This is a genomic window from Taibaiella soli (assembly GCF_003236175.1).
In the GTDB taxonomy this organism is placed as follows: Bacteria; Bacteroidota; Bacteroidia; order Chitinophagales; family Chitinophagaceae; genus QKTW01.
This window is the reverse complement of record NZ_QKTW01000025.1, coordinates 123,637-145,376: the sequence shown is the minus strand read 5'-3', so window position 1 is coordinate 145,376 and position 21,740 is coordinate 123,637. Positions and strand designations below refer to the sequence as shown.

Sequence of the window (21,740 nt, the reverse complement as noted above, 5' to 3'; positions counted from 1 at the left end):
GCAGCTTAAATACAAAAACATGCAGCAATCAGTATTTGATCATATGCAGCAGATGGGTCATGAACAACTTGTTTTTTGTCATGATCCGCATTCCGGCCTTAACGCCATTATCGCTATCCATGATACAACCCTCGGCCCTGCGCTTGGCGGTACACGTCTGTGGAACTATGCCAGTCATGAAGATGCAATCATCGATGCCCTCCGTCTGAGCCGCGGTATGACGTACAAAGCAGCTATCTCCGATCTCAACCTCGGTGGTGGTAAAGCAGTAATCATCGGCGATGCAGCTACTATCAAATCCGAAGCCCTCTGGCGTCGTTATGGTAAATTTGTAAATAGCCTTAATGGTAAATATATCACTGCGGAAGACGTAAATACTTCTGCCCGTGATATGGAATATATTTCTCTCGAAACCGACTTCGTAACGGGTGTTCCTGAATACATGGGTGGTAGCGGCGATCCTTCTCCGTTTACAGCTTACGGTGTATTTATGGGTATGAAAGCCGCAGCGAAAAAAGCTTTCGGTACGGATGATCTAAGTGGTAAAAAAGTAACGGTACAAGGTGTTGGTCACGTTGGTCAATATCTTGTTGGTCACCTGATTGAAGAAGGTGCAAAAGTTACCATCACTGATATCAACGCTGCACGCGTAAAGGAAACTGCTGAGAAATTCCATGGTGTAGAAGTGATCGATGGTAAAGACCTTTTCGATCGTGAAATGGACATCTATGCGCCATGTGCGTTGGGTGCTACTGTAAATACGCAGGCGATCAACAGCATGAAATGTCCGGTAATCGCAGGTGCTGCAAATAACCAGCTCGCTGACGAAAACATTCACGGACCGATGTTGATCGAAAAAGGTATCATCTACGTTCCTGATTTCCTGATCAACGCCGGTGGCCTGATCAACGTAGCTGCTGAACTGGATGGTTATAACCGCGAACGCGTAATGGGCAACGTAGAGAAAATCTACGGTCGTACCAGCGAAATCCTCGCACTGTCTGACAAGGAAAAACTCCACACACAGGCGGCTGCAATGAGAATCGCAGAAAAACGTCTCCGCGATATCGCTAATGTAAAAGCAAGATTGTAATTCAATCAGCACAATAAAAGAAACGCCCCGACAGTACTGTCGGGGCGTTTCTTTTTTGTTTATTAGCTAAGTGAGTTCCTGTTCCATCGCATATTGTAGCAAGTCGTGCCCAATCTTGTTTAAATGAGATTCATCAGCAAATACTGGTGGGTGTTTTAAGGTTTCATGTGTATCGATTACGCTGACATTATTCAAGTCTTTGAAATAATGCTTGAAATAACGCGCGGCACGTTTGCGTATCCAGTTATCAGTGGCTTTTACTACTGGCAACGGTGTGAGCACGATAAATTTTATGTGCGGAAATTGCTGTGTAATTTCTTTGAGCGATCGCATTTGTCCGGCAACAAGGTATTTGCGTACCAGAATAGTTGGCGGAAGACAAGCCCACTGTAGCAAAGAAAGGAAGCGATTATTTGTAACGGGCGGGGTTGTTGAAACAATATGCACAAAGTTCCCAGTCTGTGAAACAATTCTGTCGTTGGTTTTAGGCTGTTCAGCCGAAGGAATACGCTTTTTCCTTGCCCACAAATCGAATGTTTTTTTCAGAGAAGCATCGAATTCGAAATTGCCTAGTTGCAAAATAACTATACCTGGATCGTGTTCTTTGATAAGCGCACTGATTCGGTAAGTGTGAGACAACGGAAAATTCGCTTCCACATGTACATCTGATGTGAAACGTTTTGAGAATTTATGAATAAATGAATTATTAAAACCAATAGGATAGCCTTCCATATGGCATCCTCCGATAGCAAGACATTTCATAGGTTTGTTTGAGTAATGATTACAATCCCGCTTTTCAACGGTTATTGTTTTCATGCTGGCGGGTTATAAAGGCTTCACCCAAAAAATGGGTGTGCAAATGTATATTTTGAAACTGCACGTTCCTACATGTTCGGAAATGAATTATCTGTTGTGCGCTTTAACGATTTAAGCAAGCGTGTCTGCTTTTTCCTTCTGTAATATTATTGTCAATAATTCCTTCATGTGTATTAGTCTCCAATAGGGCGCACTAACTTTAGATTACCAACCTAATCCGAAGCATATGAGACCCATCTTTACTCCTGTATTGCTCTGCCTGCTTTTTCTTTCACGTCATACAGATGCCCAGCAATTTATCGGCGTTTCCGCGAACGATTATACCGGGATTCAGCAGATGCCTTACAACCCGGCTTACGTGACAGCAGCAGAAACCGGGACCGAAGTAAATGTTTTTTCTGTAAGCGCACTCGTAGGTTCAGACGCATACCGGTTTGAAAAAAAATGGATCTATGGACATTTCGACGGAACCCGCTCGGGTAAAGCAATAGAAGGTGCCGATTATTTCAAAGAAAATGACAACGGCAAAAAAAATGCCTGGGGAAATATAGATGTGCTTGGCCCGGCTGTTTCTTTTAAAATAGCACCGAATATTTATGGCGGCGTTTACACACGTATGCGCGAACTTTCCAGCGCGGGCAATCTTGATAACAATGTTTTTCAGTTTTTAGGTGATCCGGTGAATGTGAAATATAATGTTCCTTTCACTGCCGGAAATGCGGGGTTTTTGTTACATACCTGGGGCGAAGCAGGTTTTGCATTCGGTGCTATGCTCTATAACGATGACTATCACAAATTGCAGGCCGGCGTTACTGTCAAATATATTGCCGGATTCAACAGCGGATCATTGTATACAAAGTCGACTGATATTGTAAAAAACACTGCGGACTCATTCAAAAAATTATCTGGAGATATGACTGTTTTGTATACGAGCGATATTAATAATTACATGGATAATGATATTGGTAATGACCTTTCCTCCTGGTTTAGCCGTAATGGTCATGGTAGTCTCGCGCTGGATATTGGCATGCGGTACACTTGCTATTCCGATTACAATCCTAACAAAGCTTTGCCTTATTTATACAGCTGTGCCGTTTCATTCAACGATATCGGAAGTATTTTATATCGCGCAGATTCTGGCAGCGGCACTTATCATGTAGATCTGAATAAACTGCAGACTTACCATATGCAACGAGAGGAATTTGAACCAATTCCGGAGTATCTGAAACGAATGGTAAAAGATAGTGTACTGGAGAAAAGCAGCAACGCCAGTAGTTTCAGAGTAGGGTTGCCTACTACCTTCCGTCTTAATTTTGACATAAACACCGGCGGTTATTTTTATATTCAGTCTGATCTTACACTCAATCTTCGCGGCAGCAAAAATGATGTTTACAAGCCGGCGTATTTAAGTCAGTTTACAATCACGCCGCGTTTTGAAATGAAACATCTGATGATTGGCATGCCAATCACTTATCTCAGCCTCAACACTATGAATATTGGCACAGTGCTCAGAGTGGGACCTATGTTTATCGGCTCCGCCACACTGATATCAAATGCATTGCGGCGCGACCTTAAAAACCTCGATGGGTATGCGGGCTTAACGGTTAAACTCAGGAGTGGCCATGCAGCACACAATTAAAAATGTTCTATCATTGCGGAATATTTTTTACGAATGAAAAACCGCAACCTTAAACTCGCTGCAGCAGCGCTCTGCATTACTGCCGTAGCTTGTAATAAAAAGAACGACGATAATAATAATGGCAATTCAGAAAAACTTTGCAAACAAGGGTTCTTCCATTATATGGAGGATTCTGTTTTTGTAGCCATGCCTACTGCTTTTACACCAAACGGTGATGGCAAAAATGACAGGGCTGGGGTAATAATTTCAGATGTCCATAATGCTATCAGCAATTATCATTTTTCCATTACGAATGGTTCGGGAACTGTGATTTTTGAAAGTTCCAACCCGCATGACAGCTGGGACGGCTATATTAATGGCCAGCGGGCGAATGATTACTACTATTCTTCTAATCTTCACTTTACAGCGAATGGTAAAACGGTAGACACTTGTTCTTACCTGTATGCTTTGCGGATTAACGGTAATGGTGCATCAGTTGGTGTTGTGGCTGATAGTTCTAAATATGTTTTTGAAGATCAGATCAATCTTTCTGAAACAGCGTTATATCCGACGAATGACGAGCTAACTTACCCTTAGTGTGGAGCGATTGAAAATTGAATATGGTTCATTGCTGCAAAATCGGGCTGAAACACAACGACAACTTATAATGAACTACTTGCAACTTATAACTCGTACTTCGTAAATTATCCCTGACGCCGTATCTTTGCGCATCCGTTAATTAATTTTTCATATCTATATGTTACAATTGCCTAATCAAACAGCTTTCTACAAAGGGAAAGTTCGTGATGTGTACACTATTGCAGATAAATATCTTGCGATGGTTGTGAGCGACCGTATTTCTGCATTCGATGTGGTTCTGCCGCGCCCGATTCCTTTCAAAGGTCAGGTGCTGAACCAAATCGCTGCACAATACCTGAAGGCTACTGAAGATATCATTCCTAACTGGATGATCAGCACGCCACTGCCAAATGCTACGATCGGTGTAAAATGTGAAACATATCCGGTTGAAATGGTAATCCGCGGTTACCTGACAGGTCACGCATGGCGCACTTACAAAAGCGGAAAACGCGAACTGTGTGGTGTTCCATTGCCAGAAGGAATGAAAGAAAACGATAAATTCCCTGAGCCAATTCTGACGCCAACTACAAAAGCGCACGAAGGTCATGACGAAGATATCAGCCGTGAAGAAATCATCGCACAAGGTCTGGTGAGCAAAGAAGAATACGAACAACTGGAAAAATACACGCGCGCAATTTTTCAACGCGGTACAGAAATGGCTGCTGAGCGCGGTTTGATCCTGGTTGATACTAAATATGAATTCGGTAACATCGACGGTAAAATTTACCTGATCGACGAAATTCACACTCCGGATTCTTCTCGCTATTTCTATTCAGAAGGTTTCGAAGATCGTCAGGCAAAAGGCGAAGCTCAGAAACAGCTGTCTAAAGAATTCGTTCGCGAATGGTTGATGGAGAACGGCTTCCAGGGCAAAGAAGGACAAGCTGTTCCTGAAATGACTGACGAAGTGGTAAACGGTATCTCTGATCGTTACATTGAGCTGTACGAGCACGTAACAGGTAACAAATTTGTAAAAGAACCAATTTCTGAACAAGAAATGACTGCAAAACTTTCAGAAGCACTCGCTTCATTGAACTAGTTTTGGTTGGAAATACATGAACGCCTCGCAAATTGCGGGGCGTTTTTTTGTGCTCTTGGTTTACTAGAGACGTTGCGTGCAACGTCTCTACGAATAAAATTCCGCCCGATTGTATCGGCACTGATAATTATTTTTTGGGTTCCCAGCTTTTAAAACTCCGGTTAAACGTAGTTGCGTCGCAGTACGTTCATCTGCATAATTCCTATGAGGCTTGCCTGTATTGGTCTGGTGCGTTGTGTGCAATGTCTGTACGGCGATTTATGATGCTTGCTTTCTTAAAAAAGCGAAAAGATGAGCCGCGCCGTAGCTGACACAAAACCAGAATCCAGTGAGAATAAAAGCCAGGCCTACAAAATCTTTTGCCTGATTCCAGAATGGTGCTGCAGGATCCTGATCGGTATAAAACATAACGCCAACCAGCAAAATACTCGCCAACAGACTTCCGGCAATAAAGGGAACAGGATTTTTCATAACAATGGTGCTTTTGATGTACTAAATAAAAGACAGGGTAAAAACAGAAAAGGAAAGGCCCCATCCTGCTCAGCATGATAAACGCAAGTAGACCCATGTATTGTTTTCTGACGATTAACGACTGAATTTATTTTCATGTTATACCGACGAAGGAGACTGCTCAGGTTATAAGGACCCACGTCTGGGATTCGCTCTATGCTTGTAGTGACAATGGATGGAAAGCTCTAAGCGTTAAGCTTTCGGCTTTGAGCTTTTAGTTTTTGACTTTTGACTTTTGACGTTTTACTTTTGCACATGCAGAAGAAAATTATGCTCCTTGGTTCCGGTGAACTGGGCAAGGAATTTGTTATAGCCGCCAAACGCCTCGGTCAATACGTTGTTGCCGTTGATTCTTATGATGATGCTCCTGCACAACAGGTAGCCGATGAACGAGAAGTGATTAATATGCTTGATGCTGCCGAGCTTGATCGTATTGTAGCCAAACACCAGCCAGATATTATCGTTCCCGAAATAGAAGCCATCCGTACCGAACGTTTTTACGATTATGAAAAACAGGGTATTCAGGTGGTGCCAAGCGCCAAGGCTGCCAATTTTACGATGAACCGTAAAGCGATCCGTGATCTGGCCGCGAAAGAATTAGGATTACGCACAGCCAATTACCGCTATGCCAATACACTCGAAGAATTGCAGGCCGCGGTACAAGAAATCGGGATGCCATGCGTGGTAAAACCGTTGATGTCTTCTTCTGGCAAAGGTCAATCTGTTATTAAAACGGAAGCCGATGTGGAAAACGCCTGGAATTATGCTCAGAGCGGAAAGCGTGGCGATCAGACTGAAGTGATTGTAGAAGCATTTGTAAAATTCAATTCAGAAATCACTTTACTGACCGTTACCCAACAAAACGGTCCAACACTTTTCTGTCTGCCGATTGGTCACAGACAAGAACGTGGTGATTACCAGGAAAGCTGGCAACCGGCCGTAATTGCGGTGGATCATCTTGCAGAAGCACAGGATATGGCCGCAAAAGTGACCAAAGCCTTGACTGGTGCAGGTATCTGGGGTGTTGAATTTTTCCTGGCAGATGAAGGTGTTTATTTCTCCGAATTATCACCTCGTCCGCACGATACGGGCATGGTAACACTCGTTGGTACACAAAATCTTTCCGAATTTGAATTGCACGCCCGTGCTGTATTGGGTTTGCCGATTGCAGAAATTACACACGAGCGCAATGGCGCGAGTGCGGTGATTTTGGCACACAAAGAAGGTACTAAGCCAGTATTTACAGGCGTGGAAAAAGTATTAAGTCAGCCAAAAGCAGATATCCGTTTATTTGGTAAACCGGTTACCCGTCCGTATCGCCGTATGGGGGTTGTGCTCACTTATGATGTGCCGGGCAGCGATGTTGACGCGGTGAAAGAACGTGCAATGGAGCTGGCACAACAAGTGACAGTGGAGCCGAGTCTCTGATTCAATGCACAATTGACAATGGACAGCTGACAACGAACGATTGTCTGAAATGAACTAAGAAGGCGGCTACTGGCCGCCTTCTCATATTATGTGGTTTTCTGCATTAAAATGCTGGCCCCGGATTCTGGTGCCTGGATGATAGCCCCGATGGGAGCGGTTACCCCGCAGAGAGGTAACGAGCGAGGAGTAATAGCGGACAGCGGGACGGAGCTAAATGATGCTTAAAAGCTTTGCTGCAAATAAATATTTAATATAATCGTTTTGTGCCGCTAAGTCCCAATGAGACAAGCCTTGCGCGTTAAGCCTTTAGCTTTTAGCCCAAAGAGCGTATCTTGCAGCCGTTTAAATTTAGGATATGTATCGTACACATAATTGTGGGGAATTACGGACTGCAAATATTGGGGAGACAGTAACGCTGGCCGGCTGGGTGCAGTATATACGCGAAAAAGGTGCTATGACCTGGATCGTGCTGCGTGACCGTTATGGCTTTACGCAATTGATGTTTGAAGAAGGAAAAACGCCGCAGGATGTACTGGATACCATTAAAGGTGTGGGCCGTGAGTGGGTGCTGCAGACTACCGGTAAAGTGATTGAGCGCTTTTCTAAAAATATGGAACTGCCTACGGGTGAGATTGAAGTGCTGGCAGATAAAGTCGTAGTGCTGAATAAATCTGCTGTTCCTCCGTTTACGATTGAAGAAGAAACGGATGGTGGTGATGAACTGCGTATGAAATATCGCTATCTCGATTTGCGTCGTCCAACGCTGAAGCGCAATCTGGAGCTGCGTTATAAAGTAAACCGTTCAGCTCGAAACTATCTCGATACTTTAGGTTTCCTTGATATTGAAACACCGTTTCTGATCCGTTCTACACCAGAAGGCGCGCGCGATTTTATCGTGCCTTCCCGCATGAACGAAAATCAGTTTTATGCATTGCCGCAAAGTCCGCAAACGTTTAAACAATTGTTGATGGTGAGCGGTTACGATCGTTACTATCAGATCGTGAAATGTTTCCGTGACGAAGATCTTCGTGCAGATCGTCAGCCTGAGTTTTCACAGATTGACTGTGAAATGTGTTTTGTAGAGCAGGAAGATATTCTGCAAACATTTGAAGGTTTGTTTAAACATATTTTTAATGATGTAAAAGGCATTCAAATGACGGAAGCGTTTCCACGCATGACGTTTGACGATGCTATGTGGCATTATGGAAATGATAAGCCGGATATCCGTTTTGAGATGAAAATCCAGAATCTGAAAGCAAAAAATCAGGTGCATTGCGAAGCATTGAATGGCGTTGATTTTAAGGTGACCAACGAAGCAGAATCAATCCTTGCGATTGCCGTTCCGGGTGCCAGTGAATATACACGCAAGCAAACAGACGAGCTGACAGAATGGGTGAAACGTCCGCAGATTGGTATGACGGGTTTGTTGTTTATCAGATGCAATGCTGACGGGACTTTCAAAAGTAGTGTCGATAAATTTTTCTCTGAAGATAAACTGCGTGAAATCGCTGCATTCAGCGGTGCTCAGGTAGGTGATATGATCTTTATCCTCGCAGGTGCGGAAGCGCGCACGCGTAAAGCCACGAGTGAGTTGCGTCTGGAAATGGGCAACCGTCTTGGTTTGCGCAATCCGGATGTGTACAAGCCACTATGGGTAATTGACTTCCCATTATTTGAGCACGACGAAGATGAAAATCGCTGGGTAGCGCGTCACCATCCGTTTACAGCGCCTAAGCCAGAACAGATTGCGACGATGATCAACAATGATCCAAAGATTGCGGCAGGTGTTGCATTCTATGACCATCCATATAATGATATTAAGGCAAACGCGTATGATATTGTACTAAATGGAACCGAAATTGGAGGCGGCTCTATACGCATCTTCCAGCGCGATCTGCAGGAGAAAATGTTTGCTGCGCTTGGTATGAGTGAGGAAGAAGCGAAAGAAAAATTCGGCTTCCTGCTCGGTGCATTTGAATATGGTGCACCGCCGCACGGTGGTATTGCATTCGGCTTCGACCGTCTATGTGCGTTGCTCGGTGGGCAAGAAACGATCCGCGACTTTATAGCATTCCCTAAAAACAACGCAGGTCGCGATGTAATGTTGGATGCGCCGTCTGCTGTTGATGACAAGCAATTGGATGAGCTCAAGCTGATATTGAAAAAATAAATTGTGACAAAATAGATGAAAAGCCGCCGGATATTTTATCCGGCGGCTTTTGTTTTGGGGAGCGTCGCAATGCATTTTATTTCTTTTCTTAATCGCTCGTTAATGACAATCGCCTGTTTTTAAACTTGATGTGTTTTGGGGTGTTACTCAAAATTGGCCAGAAGACATGTGGCGCAAGAATTCAAGACAATAATCGCCGCTAAGATTATTTGATATATAGTTTGTTCGTTTATGTGTTTTTGGTTAGATCGGCATCTTTTTTGCGATAAAGAGAGCATCCCCCCGGTAACAAAGCATTAAAAAACGAAAAGCGAATTAAGATGAAAAAAACACTAGTTCTAATAGCAACATCCCTGTTGCTAATCGGCAAAGTATTTGCCCAATGCCCCACACCGCCCAAAGTCACTGCACCAATTATCGCGGCGGCGACATGTCCCTCAAATGGTTCTGTAACACTTGGGGGAAACGGAGTCGGGGACTCCAATGTTCTTTACAGAGTGATCAAGGCGCCTAACAATTCTTACGTTGGTATTACGCAGCAGGGCAACAGTCCTACTTTTATTAATCTGGAACCCGGGGCCTACTCAATTGAAATGAGTTGTACGGCGGGGAGTATTGCTAAAGACACTGTGAATTTTACAATTGCCAATCAATATACACCGCCATCTGTCGATGTATCTAGTCAATCAAATTGTACTGGAGGGAGTGCGCAAATTATCTTATCACTAAGCAATATTCAAGGTAGTTCTGCGCCTTTACAGTATGCTTTTTATCCGACGACTGATCCGAGCACGCCAGATAATCTGCTCACTTACGGTTCCAGTACCAGTCAGACTTTTAGCTCTTACGGAAGCTTTATGGTACGGGTAAGAGATGCGTGCGGAAGCGTTTCTACGAAGATGATTAATGTTGCAGGGCCTTCGCTTTACCAGGCAGGCCTCAATGGTCCCGTCATTACCAGTTGCGACACATTTTTGTCAAAGCTGGATCTTACCGATTCTGTAAATAATAATAGGCCGGTGAATATTCCGCCGGATGGAATAACCGTGAATGTCTATAAACTATCTGCACCGTGTACTAAGGGTCCCTTATTTTCTACCGTAACCTTCGCAGGAAATACGCCCATTTCCGGACTTACCTTTACTGCTCCGACGGATCCCAGCTTTATTATAGAAACGATAAACGCATGTGGTGTTGTCAGTAACTGTGTAAAAAGCTCCAGTGTGGATCCCCATACGCAATGGTACATAACAAACGCATCATGCAATATTCCGGCAACCGCTATCGGGCTGAAACACGGATCGGATGAACGTTTTTTTGGTGCAATGACTTATTGCGCTTACCGAAATAATATTCAGTTGTTTTGCACAACCGACCCACAAGATGTCCGATTTAACAACATTCCATCTAGTTCTGGAGATAAATTCTATATAGTGGCAACCGACCAATGTGGTAGGGTTGATACTTCTGATGTTGTCCAAACACCGGCCGGTGCGCCCACCACAGTTGTAAGCGCCTCGTATGCTACTTGTACACCGGGTATTGTAACAGCTTATTTCGAATTTGCCAATATTCCTCTGCCGGAAAAGGCTGGCCTGATAGTTACCTCTGGTCCTTGTTGTATTGGAACAACATTGGTAAATAATCTTTCTGGAGGATACGGTTATGGCAATAATCTGGTGCCTGGCACATACACCATGAAGGTTACATACCCGGGACACGAATGTACAGACCTTAGTGATGTGACGCTGAATATTCCACCGGTTGATACTACTGTTACCCTTTTGGCAACGGCAGCCCAGTCCTGCGGCGGGAAAGCTTCTATAACAGCTATTGTAAAACCATCTGATCAATTGAATGGACTCGGTGGCCGTACCGATGTTATAGATCTGGTAGATGCCAGCACTGGTGCTGTTGTGCAAACAACGACGAACGGCGTTTTTAATAATGTTGTTCCGGGAGATTATACTTTGATCGCAAAAACAACCTTCAATAAATGTACTTCGGGTACGGTTTATTATTCTTCTGCTTCTGTAATGGTGACAGCACAGGGCAGCCCACCTGTCGTTACAAAAAAGTTCGGTATTATCTGTGAAGATGCTTCTGGCAATCAGCTCGGCGCTGGAATGGCCGTGTTCAATGTCGTAGGTTTTGCTCCCTTCGATGTTTTTTACAATACTTTAGGCCAACAGCCTGCAACACCGCAGTTGACTGGACAAGGCAGTATTATCGATCTAAACAATCTGATGCCTAACCAGACCTATTTTTTTTGGTTCAGAGATGCTTGCGGTAATGTAAGACCAACGCAGCTTGGGATTTTCCCGTTAGGTAAGGTTTGGGTAGAGCAGCGGGCGCAGCCTTGTAATAATCAGCCTTTTTCATTGTCATTGCCTGAATATCCGGATGCCACTTATATCTGGAAGAACCAGAATGGTGTAGCTATCACAACTTCACGAACGTATGATTTTGGTATTTATAATAACGCTTACAATGGGCAGTACACGGGATACATGACTTTGGCAAACGGCTGTGTGGCGAGAACGCTTGTTGTGAACTTAAACAGCGACTGGTGCGGCCAGCCCTTGCCGTTGAGGATAGTTAGTTTTGATGCAGTGAACGCGGGTAACTACAATAAATTGAACTGGGTTACTGCAGATGAAGTAGGTGTAAGCCATTTTGAGGTAGAACGCAGTATTGACGGGAATAATTGGAATCTGCTTACCGCTATGAGTATTGCTTCCCCGAATGGGAATACTACGCATAATTACGACTACACAGATAAGGCTCCTTCGAATGGATCAAATTTTTATCGTCTTAAAATAGTTGATAATAACGGGCAGTATGTCTATAGCGAAGTGCGGACGGTAAAAAATAATGGTTTATCTGGTATGCAACTTTATCCTAATCCTGCAGGTGCGGTTGTTACGGTAACTTTGTCAGAAGACGTAAAAGATGGCGTTAATCTGAGTGTGTATAATTCGGTTGGGAAGCTGATCAGCAAACAGCAACTGACATCGCGCCAAACGGTAATATCTACTGCGCAATACCCGCCGGGTGTTTATTTTGTTGTAGTGTCTAACGGTAATACAATATATCGTCAAAAGCTGATCAAACAATAACTGCCAGAGTGGTGTTCTAAAAGTCTTAAGTTGGCGGCGTTCCCGCCATGAAATAAAGAGCGGCTGTCCGGAACCGGACAGCCGCTCTTTTATATATTGTCATTGCTGGCTGGGAATTGCATTTCAGTTAGGATGAGTCGTGGACGTATTCCGGTAATGCCAGGCAGAAGTCATTTCAGGCGTTATTTACGGTTTTCTGTTTTACGGATTGTGGAGTAATGTCAAAAGTTATTTTGAATTGGTATAAATTAAAACGGCGCTGTTTGTGTTGGTGTTCCTGTGATTAATTTGCCTCGATGTCATGATCAATACTAAAAAGAAACGTCGCCATTACGGCGACGTATTCTACTAAAGCAAAAATATTTTAAGCAACTTATTGTTTCACCAGTTTTTCTCTTGCGATGACAGTGTTAGTTGCAAGGTCTGTTACCGTCACTATGTAAAGACTATTGGCTAATGACGTTATTGAAATGGTATGAACATCTACGCCATTAAATTGCTGTGTGCTGACAACACGGCCTGACATATCTGAAACAGAGATGTTCACATCAGCTGCGTTAGTTCGTACAGAGAATTGGTTGTTTACAACAGTCGGATAGATGGTAGCTGAGGTGCTGGAGCCTTTGCGTGCAATACTGATGACCTTGGAATATTTGGTTGTGCCATCAAGATCTATCATTTGCAAGCGGTAATAGCTAATGCCGGAACTTACATTGGCATCGGCATAGCTATAATCACTGTTAGATCCTTTACCAGCTACGTTCGTTATACCCGTAAAGTCTTTTCCGTTGCTACTTTTTTGCACGACAAATCCCTGGAAATCCCTTTCAGTTCCTGATGTCCATTGGAGCATATTAGCATTTGTTGCTGCACTTCCTGAAAAGCCGTAAAGATCAATTGCCAGTGCAATAGGGATATATGGTCTTGATGCAAGATCTCCACGCAGATTGCCATTTGCAAGTGGGAGATTGGAATTAACAAGACCTGTGATTGCGCCGGTGTTTAGATCAACCGGTGTGTATTGCCCATTTGTATAGACGAGATAATAGTTACCTACAGAATCAAACATTGCGCCTGCGATTTCGGTTCCAGGATTGATATTAATTGTTGTACCAACCGGTGTCGCTTTCCAGGTAGCGATATCTAATGTTGCAGGACGTCCAACTAATCCGCCACCGGGACCGGGATAAGTTATATAACTATATAACTCGCCATTCTGCGGATTAAAAGCGAGGTCTTCAAATCCGCCACCAGAATAGGTTGGGTTAGGATAAACGAAGTTGTTGAGGAACGCTTGAAGTGCATCTTGTAATGCCGGGTCAGAGTAATTGACTTTGTGATACTCTGGATCGATTCGTGCCAGGGAACCATTTGGCAACTTAGAAATATTTCTAATTATGCCAATGTACACATCGAAGTTTTGCATTTGAAATGGTTGTACGGTTGGATCTGCGCCATAGATGTATGCAGAGAACCAATAGTTGTCATCTCTAATAACGCCGGCTGTGGTATTAATATAAGCGACGGAACTTGAATAAGCGGGATCGTATGGGGCGTTAATAAAGCCCACAATCTGTGCGTTGCCGTCATAGCCTATTCTATAAACGTTAGCATTGGTTACCGCAGGTACTTTTGGAAAACTGATGCCATAAGCGTAATCGTCAACACTACTAATTCCCACCCCATTTATTTGTTCTACTCCATTTTTATTGGCTGGAGTGAGAATATTAACTGCAGTACTGTCAACAAACTGACCTGTTCCCAGATTAGCCGGAGGCAGTGTATAAAGAGACATTTGCAGGGTCGACGCATTAAATCCGGGAGTTCCCACATAAATGTATTCCACAGATTTGGGAAATGGCGTTTGGGCATTAGCTGCAAATTGTGCAACTAAAAGCCCAAGAGATAAAGTAAACTTTCTCATGTAATCAATTGTTTTTCAAATTTTATACCCCAAATGGCATGCCAAAATTTCTATATAACAATTGAATATCAGAGAGATAAATATCTGCAATGTGTTATTTCCCTTCAATGGCTCATTTTGAAAGAGCGTTTTGAATAAAAATATATATACCCACAGATTTTCTAAAATTCGATCCCCAGACCAAAAACAAATCTTCCGTTTTTATCATTGAGTTGATCGCCAATCCAATGATAAAAATAACCGACATTTAAAGTGAGGTAGTATACTTTTTGATTGTAGCGTAAAAGATTGTTGAGTAGAATACCAGTTTCATGGTAAGCATTATCAGGAACTGCGAAGCTGATGTTCTGCTGTGCCTCCCGATGCTCCATTGTGCCATAAAGAAAATTGTACGCAATACCGATTGAAGGCGCGGAGCTAAATGCAAAGTCGGGCATATCGAGCTTATAAAGTTTCCAATCGAAATTGTGCGCCCAGTAAAAATTCACAAACTGATCGGTATAATAATCGTAGGGATGCATGGTCATCATGCCGCCAAAGGCATACAGGGAGCTCTTATCAGCGAGGTAGCCATTACCCGCAAACAATTTACTTAAAGGCAACGGTTGATTACTCCATGATTTTCCTCCAATCAGCAGAAAGCGCTCTTGTCCGATCAGGTTGATATGTTTTTGCCAGCTGATGCCAGCAAATGCTTGTGTGTAGGATGTATTCCAGTCGCCGCTTTGGATTTGCCCCAGTACAAGCCGTCCGTAAAGGACAGGATATTTGGTGCCTGTGCTGATATATCGGCTAAAGAAAGGACTGGTATGCTCTGCATAAGCATATCGTAAATTGACAATTGCTTCCTGACTGGTAAATTCATTCATCGGTGAAGGCTGGTTTTCCGGTGTAAACGCATAATCGTATTTCGGCGTGATTTGCTCATATCGCCCGATCAACTCAGCGGTCAAATAACCAAAACGTTTTTTTACCAAACCATAATAACTATTGATCTGATCAACACGGGACATTAAAAGACTGTGCAGATAATTCCGGTCAAGTTCTGGATTTAACTGTACACGTCCAGGATCACGCAGATCGTTGTTATATCCGAATTTGAAAGAAAATTCTTTGTATTTATCAAGATAGAATTCCGCGAAGCCTCCGTATTTCCAATGCACATCCTTTACTCCATAGCCGGCCCAGCCACCTACAGACATCCACTTCAGCAGTTTTTCGTTTGTCTGCAAACCCAATCCCCAGCGGGAATGCTCGTATGGGTTGTAGGTGTAGATGCGTTTAAGGTCAATATCAAAAATGCTGACGGGCACCTTCAGGTCTATTAATTTATCAAGATAAGGAAGTACTTTTTCACCATGTACAGAAGCAACCAGGCTATCGAGATTGTGGTAGGTATTTTGTTCTTTCTTGTCGAGCGAAACAGGCCGTAATTGTGTCCATGCCGTGTCGTGTAGTTCGTTGGCTCCTTTTTCAAGACGAACGGTATGCATTTTATCAAAGTGGAAAGTCTCTGGTATGGCATAGTTTACTGAATCAATTCCGGATGTCCCCTTCATGTAGATATCATAAGTAAGGCTGTCCTTTTTCTGTTGCCAGTCGATAATATAATTGAGCATATGCGGAAACCAGCGTCCTCGCACTTTCTGATACTGTTGCTCCACGCGTACCGTACGTCGCAGTGTTTTATCATACGCTGTCGCAATTAAATAGGCGATTGCGTATTCGTCAGAGCTGATGTACACTTGACCTTCCAGCTCCTCCACGCCTTTTTTGGGATGGAAACTAAATTGCCAGATTGTATCAGTGCCACTCAATATTTCGTTGTCCAGATTAAATTCATAACGTGAAGCATAACCTTTGCTAACTGGGTTGTGATAATCCTTACCATTTAGTTGCAGATAGTCATTGGCAGCATGAAAAGGCAATACATCGGTAATGATATTGGTGAAATAGTTTTTTTTGAATCCCGAAAGACGCGAACCGATGATGTCTTCCTGCAGTTGCGCCGGTTTTTTCCAGCTTCGGATGCTGTAGGTTTCGGTCATTAGCAAATGCATATCATCCATGACATCCTTTGTGTCCTGGTAGCTTTTTGTTTTTTGGGCTGCAGGAATACTATCCGGTAAAATCAGGTCTGCAGTCATTTTATAATAAATGCGGCATTGATAGGCATCATATTTATCAGGATTGTGGCGGTCACGGTTGGCAATTGCTAAATTGAGGATACGTTTTATTTTATCATAAGGCGGTTTGATTACAACCTCTTTCAATGTGCCTGTTGCTGGCTTTAACTCTATGCGGAGAAAAGAATCTCCCCGTTTGATTTCATATTTCAGCGGTTCATAACCGAGATAGGAAACTTCCAGAATTTGTTCGTTTTCCGGAACGATGAGTTTAAAGCTGCCATTGAGATCTGTAATCTGCCCTTGTGCACTGTGCAGTATATGAACCGTGGCAAATGGCAATGGTTGATGCGTATTGGCGTCGTTGACCACGCCTTTGTACACGCTTTGTGCAAAAAGGGTCTGGCTGAAAAGGATTAAAGCGAAGACTACAAATCCAAAAACTGGTTTGCGGGGCAAATTCATCCGGCAAAATAAATACTTAAGCGTTACAACGGCCAATGCAATTTTTATTTTGATATTCAGCTAATCACATCTGTCAATTTAAGAGAAATAGAAAAATACGCAATGCTTTAAGCCGTTTGGGACGAAATAAGCCTCAAAATATATTTTGTAACACCAATCTGGATATTATCTTTATACTCCATAAAAGAAGTACTTCATGAAAAGAGTCATCCTTTCAGCCCTTTTGTTAGCTGGTGTTTGTGCAACATTGCCTTCATGTAACAATGGCGATTATACTGCAACTCCTGGCGCCAGCGGTTCTACCGGTAATGGTGGCGGCGGCGGTGGTGGTAGCATTGCCACAACCGGTACTGATCCGATGAGTTGTACGGTAAGTGGCACTGCGTGGGTGGCAAAAAATGGCACCATAACCAATGCTGGTGGAGTATTAGCTATAACCGGTGATGCTGCCGATGGTTCAAGTATCATCCTGGGGATCCAGAATTATAAAGGAACAGGTACCTATTCAAGTGCTGGATCAACAACAGCTGGCTATATGGTAGGAACGGATATGTATACAACCGGTTTGAATGCTGCTACAATCGTCGTGAGCGAAGATGACGCTACACACATGAAAGGCGGTTTTTATTTCACCGCTAAAACTGTAGATGGTTCCAAATCTGTCACTGTTAACAGCGGTTATTTCAACATTACGAAATAAGCGAATCAAATTTTTTTAATAGAAAAAGGTGAACACTATGTGTTCACCTTTTTTATGCAAGGTTCTTCAAGCCAGGTCGCGAACAAATAGGGAAATAAATGGCCTAATGATGGCAACAACATGATTTGATCTGCTGATGCTCCACAACCACCTTCGGACTTAGATAGGGAATGCCGAGGTTCATCCCCCGCAGTACAAACAGACTGCCAAACACAAACATCAGCACTGGCACCATTTTACGGAGCGAAAGATTTCTTAATGCAGTAAAGCGATTTCGGAGAAAAATAAGTGTCAGCAACATAGGCATCGTACCTAAACCGAAAACGAATATGAGTGCCGCTGCATTTGCGGCTGTTTGCGCCGTAAGGGCTGCTGAAAGTGCCATGTAGACCAGTCCGCAGGGCAGTAATCCGTTTAGAAATCCTGCCGCTGCCAACGTGCTCAATTTTGGATTGCCGATTATCGCGCCTAGTTTATGTTGCACCCATTTGGTCCACGGTAATTTTACACGCAGTGCGCTATTGGGAAGAAAATAAAAAACACCCATTAGTAAGAGCAATCCACCCAACGCTACGGAAACATATTGCTGCCACTGTGGATGAAAGAACGAACGGAATGAATACAGCACCAACGCCAGTAGCACATATACAGTAATTCTGCTCAGATGGTACAATAATACACCCGCCAGTTTTTTGCCGCCCTGCAATGACTGAAATGGCATTACCCACATAATGGGGCCGCACATTCCTGCGCAGTGCAGGCTTCCCGTCAGTCCCATCAAAAACGACATCAATAAAGCGGTCATCATTGTGCGAGATTTAAATCGGTTTCCTGATAGTATTTTTTGCCGGCAGCCTCCCAGTTTATCTTCAGCGAATAACGAGTATGCTGCAGCAGACTGCGTGGTATCATACAGATATTGTTTGCTGTAGCGAGCGGAATGTCTTTATCGAAATCGGCATTGGCAGGCGCATAGAAATGTACTTTTCCCTGAATGCTTTCATTCTTAAATTCGGAAGGAAATTCAATCACGACATTTTGTGCATCGGCGTGTATTCCTATCGCTGCAGAAAGCGCCGACTGGTTTTTACCTGCATCAATTTGCTTTTGGAATGCCAGTTCTTCGGCATAATAATCTTTAGACACAAGGTCTATTTTCTGATGCATACTTTTTACCACCAGAACGATCATCAACGCCACAAAACTGCAGTAAAGCAATGCTATTTTATATCCCCAGCTGATTCGCATAATCATTATTTTTTTCGTTCAAAACTTAAAATGTATAACTTAAAACCAACCACTAAGTTCGAACCTTAGTATTCTGTAAACGGCCCGAGGAAAGAAGTATTCACTATTTTAATTTTCTTGCCGTCCTGCCAGACGCCGATTTTTATATCGGTTTCGGTGTGTCTTATATCGGTGCTGTCCATGTAGACAAACAAGCTGCCTGTGAGGTCGCCGCCTTTCGGCACTTTGAGGTTTTTTTCACCTACCAGTTCAATGCGCCCTTTAAAATTTTCCGGTTCAAAATGAAGATTCATTTCCTGGTAAGTTTTGTTGAGCAATTTATAATTGTAAAGATTACTCAACTGGTGGTTCGGCTGTTTCTGATATAATTGTCCCGGAGTGCGGAGAATGGTAATGCCAACATCTGTGCGGCTTACCAGCAAAAAGCTTTCTGCAATCAGCAGTACGGCCATAACCGCAGAGTAGGCTTTCATGCGTCCGGTAAATGTTGTTTTCTTTTTGTCGCTGATATTGGCTTCAGAAGCATAGCGAATTAAGCCAGTTGGCAAATTCACTGCTTCCATCATTTTGTTGCAGGCGTCAATACAAGCGGTGCAGTTGATGCATTCCAGCTGTGTGCCGTTACGGATATCAATTCCCGTCGGACAAACTTTTACGCATTGGTGGCAGTCGATACAGTCGCCGATGGTTCTGGTTTCTTTCTTGTTGAATTTTCCGCGTTGTTCGCCGCGTTCATGATCATAAGCAACAACGATAGAATTTCTATCCAGTAGTACACCTTGTAACCGGCCATAGGGGCAGATTGTAGTACAAACCTGTTCACGCATCCATGCAAACACAAAAAAGAAAACTGTCGTAAAAATCAGGATGGCAGCAAACCCGCCAACGTGTTTATTAAGTGGATCAACTACCACCTTTCTTAATTCATCGATGCCGATAACATAAGCCAGGAAGGTATTCGAGATCAGAAAGCTCAGCGCCCAGAATGAAATCCATTTCGCTGATTTCTTGAAAATCTTGTCCGTATTCCACTGTGCTTTTGCAAGTATTTTTTGTTCTGCTGCATTTCCTTCAATAAAGTATTCAATCTTGCGGAAGACCATTTCCATAAAGATTGTTTGCGGGCAAATCCAGCCGCAGAATAGCCGTCCAAAGACAACAGTGAATAGGGCAACGAATACGACAAACAGTACCATGCCCAATCCGAAAATGAAAAAATCCTGCGGCCAGAAAATCTGGCCAAACAGGATAAATCGTCTTTCTATTACATTAATCAGAAATAATGGATGACCATTTACTTTGATGAACGGCAGCGTGAAAAACAGAATGAAATAAACAATGCTGAGCCAGGTGCGGGCATTATAAAACTTTCCCTGGGGCTTTTGCGGATACACCCATATTCTTTTTCCTTTTTCATCTACGGTGGCAACTTTGTCTCTGAAAGATTCATTGAGTTGCGCGTTATTGTCGTTCATCTTAGTTGGCTTTTGTGCTGTCCGTTGTAGCGGCAGGTGCAGCTGTTTTTCCTTCCACATAGAGATCACCTTGCGGATCTTTTGGATTAGCAGGTTTCGATCCTTGCAGCGATTTTATATAGCTGGCCAGTTCTGCAATTTGTTTTGGAGAATAATCATCTTTCCAGCTTTTCATGCCTTTATCCTGCCATCCGTATTTGATGGATTTAAAAATATCTTTGATGCCGCCACCGTGCAGCCAGTGATCATCTGTAAGGTTTGGGCCAATACCGCCACCGCCATCTTTGGCATGACAGGCGCTACACGTAGTCTCAAAGATATTTTTTGCGGCATCCAGCTGACCTTTATCCGTGATTACTGTCACTGTATTTTCGTCTACATTATTGGCTGATGTGGCGAGATACGCTGCTACTTCCTCTTTGCCTTTTTCCACAGATGCTACATATTCATCGTAAGAGCTTGGACCCTGACCGCTGGCATGGTAGTACCAGAGGTAGACAATTGATACAATAATTGTTGCATAGAAACCGTATTTCCACCATGGTGGCAGACTGTTGTCGAGTTCCTGAATGCCATCGTAGTCGTGATCGAGTGTAATGTCTTTTTCTTTATCCAGCGCAACTGATTTGTTGAAACGTTCCCAGAAAGAGCGGCGCACAATAGCTTTAGCAATCCGTTCTGTTTCGGGCCGTGCAGATAATACGCGGACCAGTATCCGGATATTCACCAGTAGTACGGTTAAGACGAGCAATTCCAGAATAATGATTGCAAGAATCGCATAGTAATCGTCTTTTGGAATACCGTTGATAAATTTGGAGACGGGGGCGACAACTGGTGCGGCTGCATCGCCATCTGCGGCCAGGGCGCTGAATGCGGGAAGACAAATTGCCATCAGCAAGAGCAGACCTGTAATAATTGAAGTGGAGGAACCACTCGTTTTTTCGGTTTTAGCAGCACGCATTTTTTCGCGGTAAACGAAAGACAATTGTCGCAAAACATTTGCTGCAACGCCGATTACAAACAATAAAACAATGATCAGGGATACCAGGCCCACTAGCACCGCATTAAAACTAAATGCATCACGATCGGGTGTAGGTGCGGGATCCGCGGCAAACAGAACTGCCGGAAATGCCAGCGCGGCTATAATAAAACTTGTTTTTAAAAAGTATGGTCGCATGAACGTTCTTTTAATGGGGTTATTGATCATCGTGGTCTGGAAAAGGAATTTGTTTCAGATTGCGGATATATTTTTTATCGGCACGAAATACCCATAATAGCAGCACCGTGAAAAACAAAAAGAAGATCAGCAATGAAGTGAGCGGATAAATGCCTACGCCCGTAATACTTTCCAGATAATTGATAAATTTCAT

The 21,740-nt window shown here is 43.3% G+C and carries 17 protein-coding genes; 8 read left to right on the top strand and 9 right to left on the bottom strand.

The features are described from left to right. Nucleotides 1–19: 19 nt before the first annotated feature. On the top strand, nt 20–1,093 hold the full coding sequence (locus tag DN068_RS18885) for a Glu/Leu/Phe/Val dehydrogenase dimerization domain-containing protein (RefSeq protein ID WP_111000503.1): 1,074 nt from the start codon (nt 20–22) through the stop codon (nt 1,091–1,093). Nucleotides 1,094–1,159: 66 nt separating this feature from the next. Here DN068_RS18885 and DN068_RS18880 read toward each other — a convergent pair whose 3' ends face one another. Next, on the bottom strand, nt 1,160–1,909 hold the full coding sequence (locus tag DN068_RS18880) for a hypothetical protein (protein ID WP_111000502.1): 750 nt from the start codon (nt 1,907–1,909) through the stop codon (nt 1,160–1,162). A 226-nt stretch (nt 1,910–2,135) separates the two neighbouring features. On the opposite strand from DN068_RS18880, the gene DN068_RS18875 reads away from it, so the two are divergent. The 3 genes from DN068_RS18875 to DN068_RS18865 all read left to right on the top strand — a co-directional run bounded on the left by DN068_RS18875 (nt 2,136) and on the right by DN068_RS18865 (nt 5,205). Continuing rightward, nucleotides 2,136–3,548 (top strand): hypothetical protein, encoded by a 1,413-nt coding sequence (locus DN068_RS18875; RefSeq protein WP_123985407.1) that lies wholly within the window; start codon nt 2,136–2,138, stop codon nt 3,546–3,548. A gap of 33 nt (nt 3,549–3,581) precedes the next feature. Next, nucleotides 3,582–4,124: a T9SS type B sorting domain-containing protein gene (locus tag DN068_RS18870; RefSeq protein ID WP_111000500.1), complete on the top strand. Its 543-nt coding sequence runs from the start codon at nt 3,582–3,584 to the stop codon at nt 4,122–4,124. Nucleotides 4,125–4,284: 160 nt separating this feature from the next. After that, a complete protein-coding gene (locus tag DN068_RS18865; protein WP_111000499.1) occupies nt 4,285–5,205 on the top strand; it encodes a phosphoribosylaminoimidazolesuccinocarboxamide synthase in 921 nt (306 codons plus the stop codon). Between the two features lie 258 nt (nt 5,206–5,463). Here the strand turns inward: DN068_RS18865 and DN068_RS18860 are convergent, their stop codons facing one another. Continuing rightward, nucleotides 5,464–5,676: a hypothetical protein gene (locus DN068_RS18860; RefSeq protein WP_111000498.1), complete on the bottom strand. Its 213-nt coding sequence runs from the start codon at nt 5,674–5,676 to the stop codon at nt 5,464–5,466. A gap of 294 nt (nt 5,677–5,970) precedes the next feature. On the opposite strand from DN068_RS18860, the gene purT reads away from it, so the two are divergent. The 3 genes from purT (at nt 5,971) to DN068_RS18845 (ending at nt 12,432) form a co-directional block, all read left to right on the top strand. Beyond that, complete coding sequence (purT, locus tag DN068_RS18855) at nt 5,971–7,143, top strand: formate-dependent phosphoribosylglycinamide formyltransferase (RefSeq protein WP_111000497.1); 1,173 nt, start codon at nt 5,971–5,973, stop codon at nt 7,141–7,143. A gap of 355 nt (nt 7,144–7,498) precedes the next feature. Then, the gene (gene aspS / locus DN068_RS18850; protein ID WP_111000496.1) at nt 7,499–9,313 is read left to right on the top strand and encodes an aspartate--tRNA ligase; all 1,815 of its coding nucleotides are present in this window, start codon (nt 7,499–7,501) and stop codon (nt 9,311–9,313) included. Between the two features lie 320 nt (nt 9,314–9,633). Continuing rightward, nucleotides 9,634–12,432 (top strand): T9SS type A sorting domain-containing protein, encoded by a 2,799-nt coding sequence (locus tag DN068_RS18845; protein WP_111000495.1) that lies wholly within the window; start codon nt 9,634–9,636, stop codon nt 12,430–12,432. A gap of 373 nt (nt 12,433–12,805) precedes the next feature. Here the strand turns inward: DN068_RS18845 and DN068_RS18840 are convergent, their stop codons facing one another. Together DN068_RS18840 and DN068_RS18835 are read right to left on the bottom strand one after the other, a co-directional pair. Further along, nucleotides 12,806–14,356 carry a T9SS type A sorting domain-containing protein gene (locus tag DN068_RS18840; RefSeq protein ID WP_111000494.1) on the bottom strand — a complete coding sequence of 517 codons (1,551 nt, stop codon included), beginning with the start codon at nt 14,354–14,356 and terminating at the stop codon, nt 12,806–12,808. A 161-nt stretch (nt 14,357–14,517) separates the two neighbouring features. Then, a complete protein-coding gene (locus DN068_RS18835; protein WP_111000493.1) occupies nt 14,518–16,947 on the bottom strand; it encodes a DUF5686 and carboxypeptidase-like regulatory domain-containing protein in 2,430 nt (809 codons plus the stop codon). A 196-nt stretch (nt 16,948–17,143) separates the two neighbouring features. On the opposite strand from DN068_RS18835, the gene DN068_RS18830 reads away from it, so the two are divergent. Then, on the top strand, nt 17,144–17,647 hold the full coding sequence (locus DN068_RS18830) for a DUF6252 family protein (protein ID WP_111000492.1): 504 nt from the start codon (nt 17,144–17,146) through the stop codon (nt 17,645–17,647). Nucleotides 17,648–17,750: 103 nt separating this feature from the next. Here the strand turns inward: DN068_RS18830 and DN068_RS18825 are convergent, their stop codons facing one another. From DN068_RS18825 to DN068_RS18805, 5 genes are all read right to left on the bottom strand, one after another. After that, nucleotides 17,751–18,455: a sulfite exporter TauE/SafE family protein gene (locus DN068_RS18825; RefSeq protein ID WP_111000491.1), complete on the bottom strand. Its 705-nt coding sequence runs from the start codon at nt 18,453–18,455 to the stop codon at nt 17,751–17,753. Further along, complete coding sequence (locus DN068_RS18820; protein ID WP_165836457.1) at nt 18,452–18,895, bottom strand: FixH family protein; 444 nt, start codon at nt 18,893–18,895, stop codon at nt 18,452–18,454. The genes DN068_RS18825 and DN068_RS18820 overlap by 4 nt, the downstream gene beginning before the upstream one ends. A gap of 65 nt (nt 18,896–18,960) precedes the next feature. Continuing rightward, nucleotides 18,961–20,430 carry a cytochrome c oxidase accessory protein CcoG gene (gene ccoG, locus DN068_RS18815; protein WP_243630319.1) on the bottom strand — a complete coding sequence of 490 codons (1,470 nt, stop codon included), beginning with the start codon at nt 20,428–20,430 and terminating at the stop codon, nt 18,961–18,963. Further along, a complete protein-coding gene (locus DN068_RS18810) occupies nt 20,372–21,547 on the bottom strand; it encodes a cbb3-type cytochrome c oxidase N-terminal domain-containing protein (RefSeq protein ID WP_165836456.1) in 1,176 nt (391 codons plus the stop codon). Before DN068_RS18810 ends, ccoG begins: the two co-directional genes overlap by 59 nt. Before the next feature lie 19 nt (nt 21,548–21,566). Further along, nucleotides 21,567–21,740: a CcoQ/FixQ family Cbb3-type cytochrome c oxidase assembly chaperone gene (locus DN068_RS18805; RefSeq protein WP_111000487.1), complete on the bottom strand. Its 174-nt coding sequence runs from the start codon at nt 21,738–21,740 to the stop codon at nt 21,567–21,569.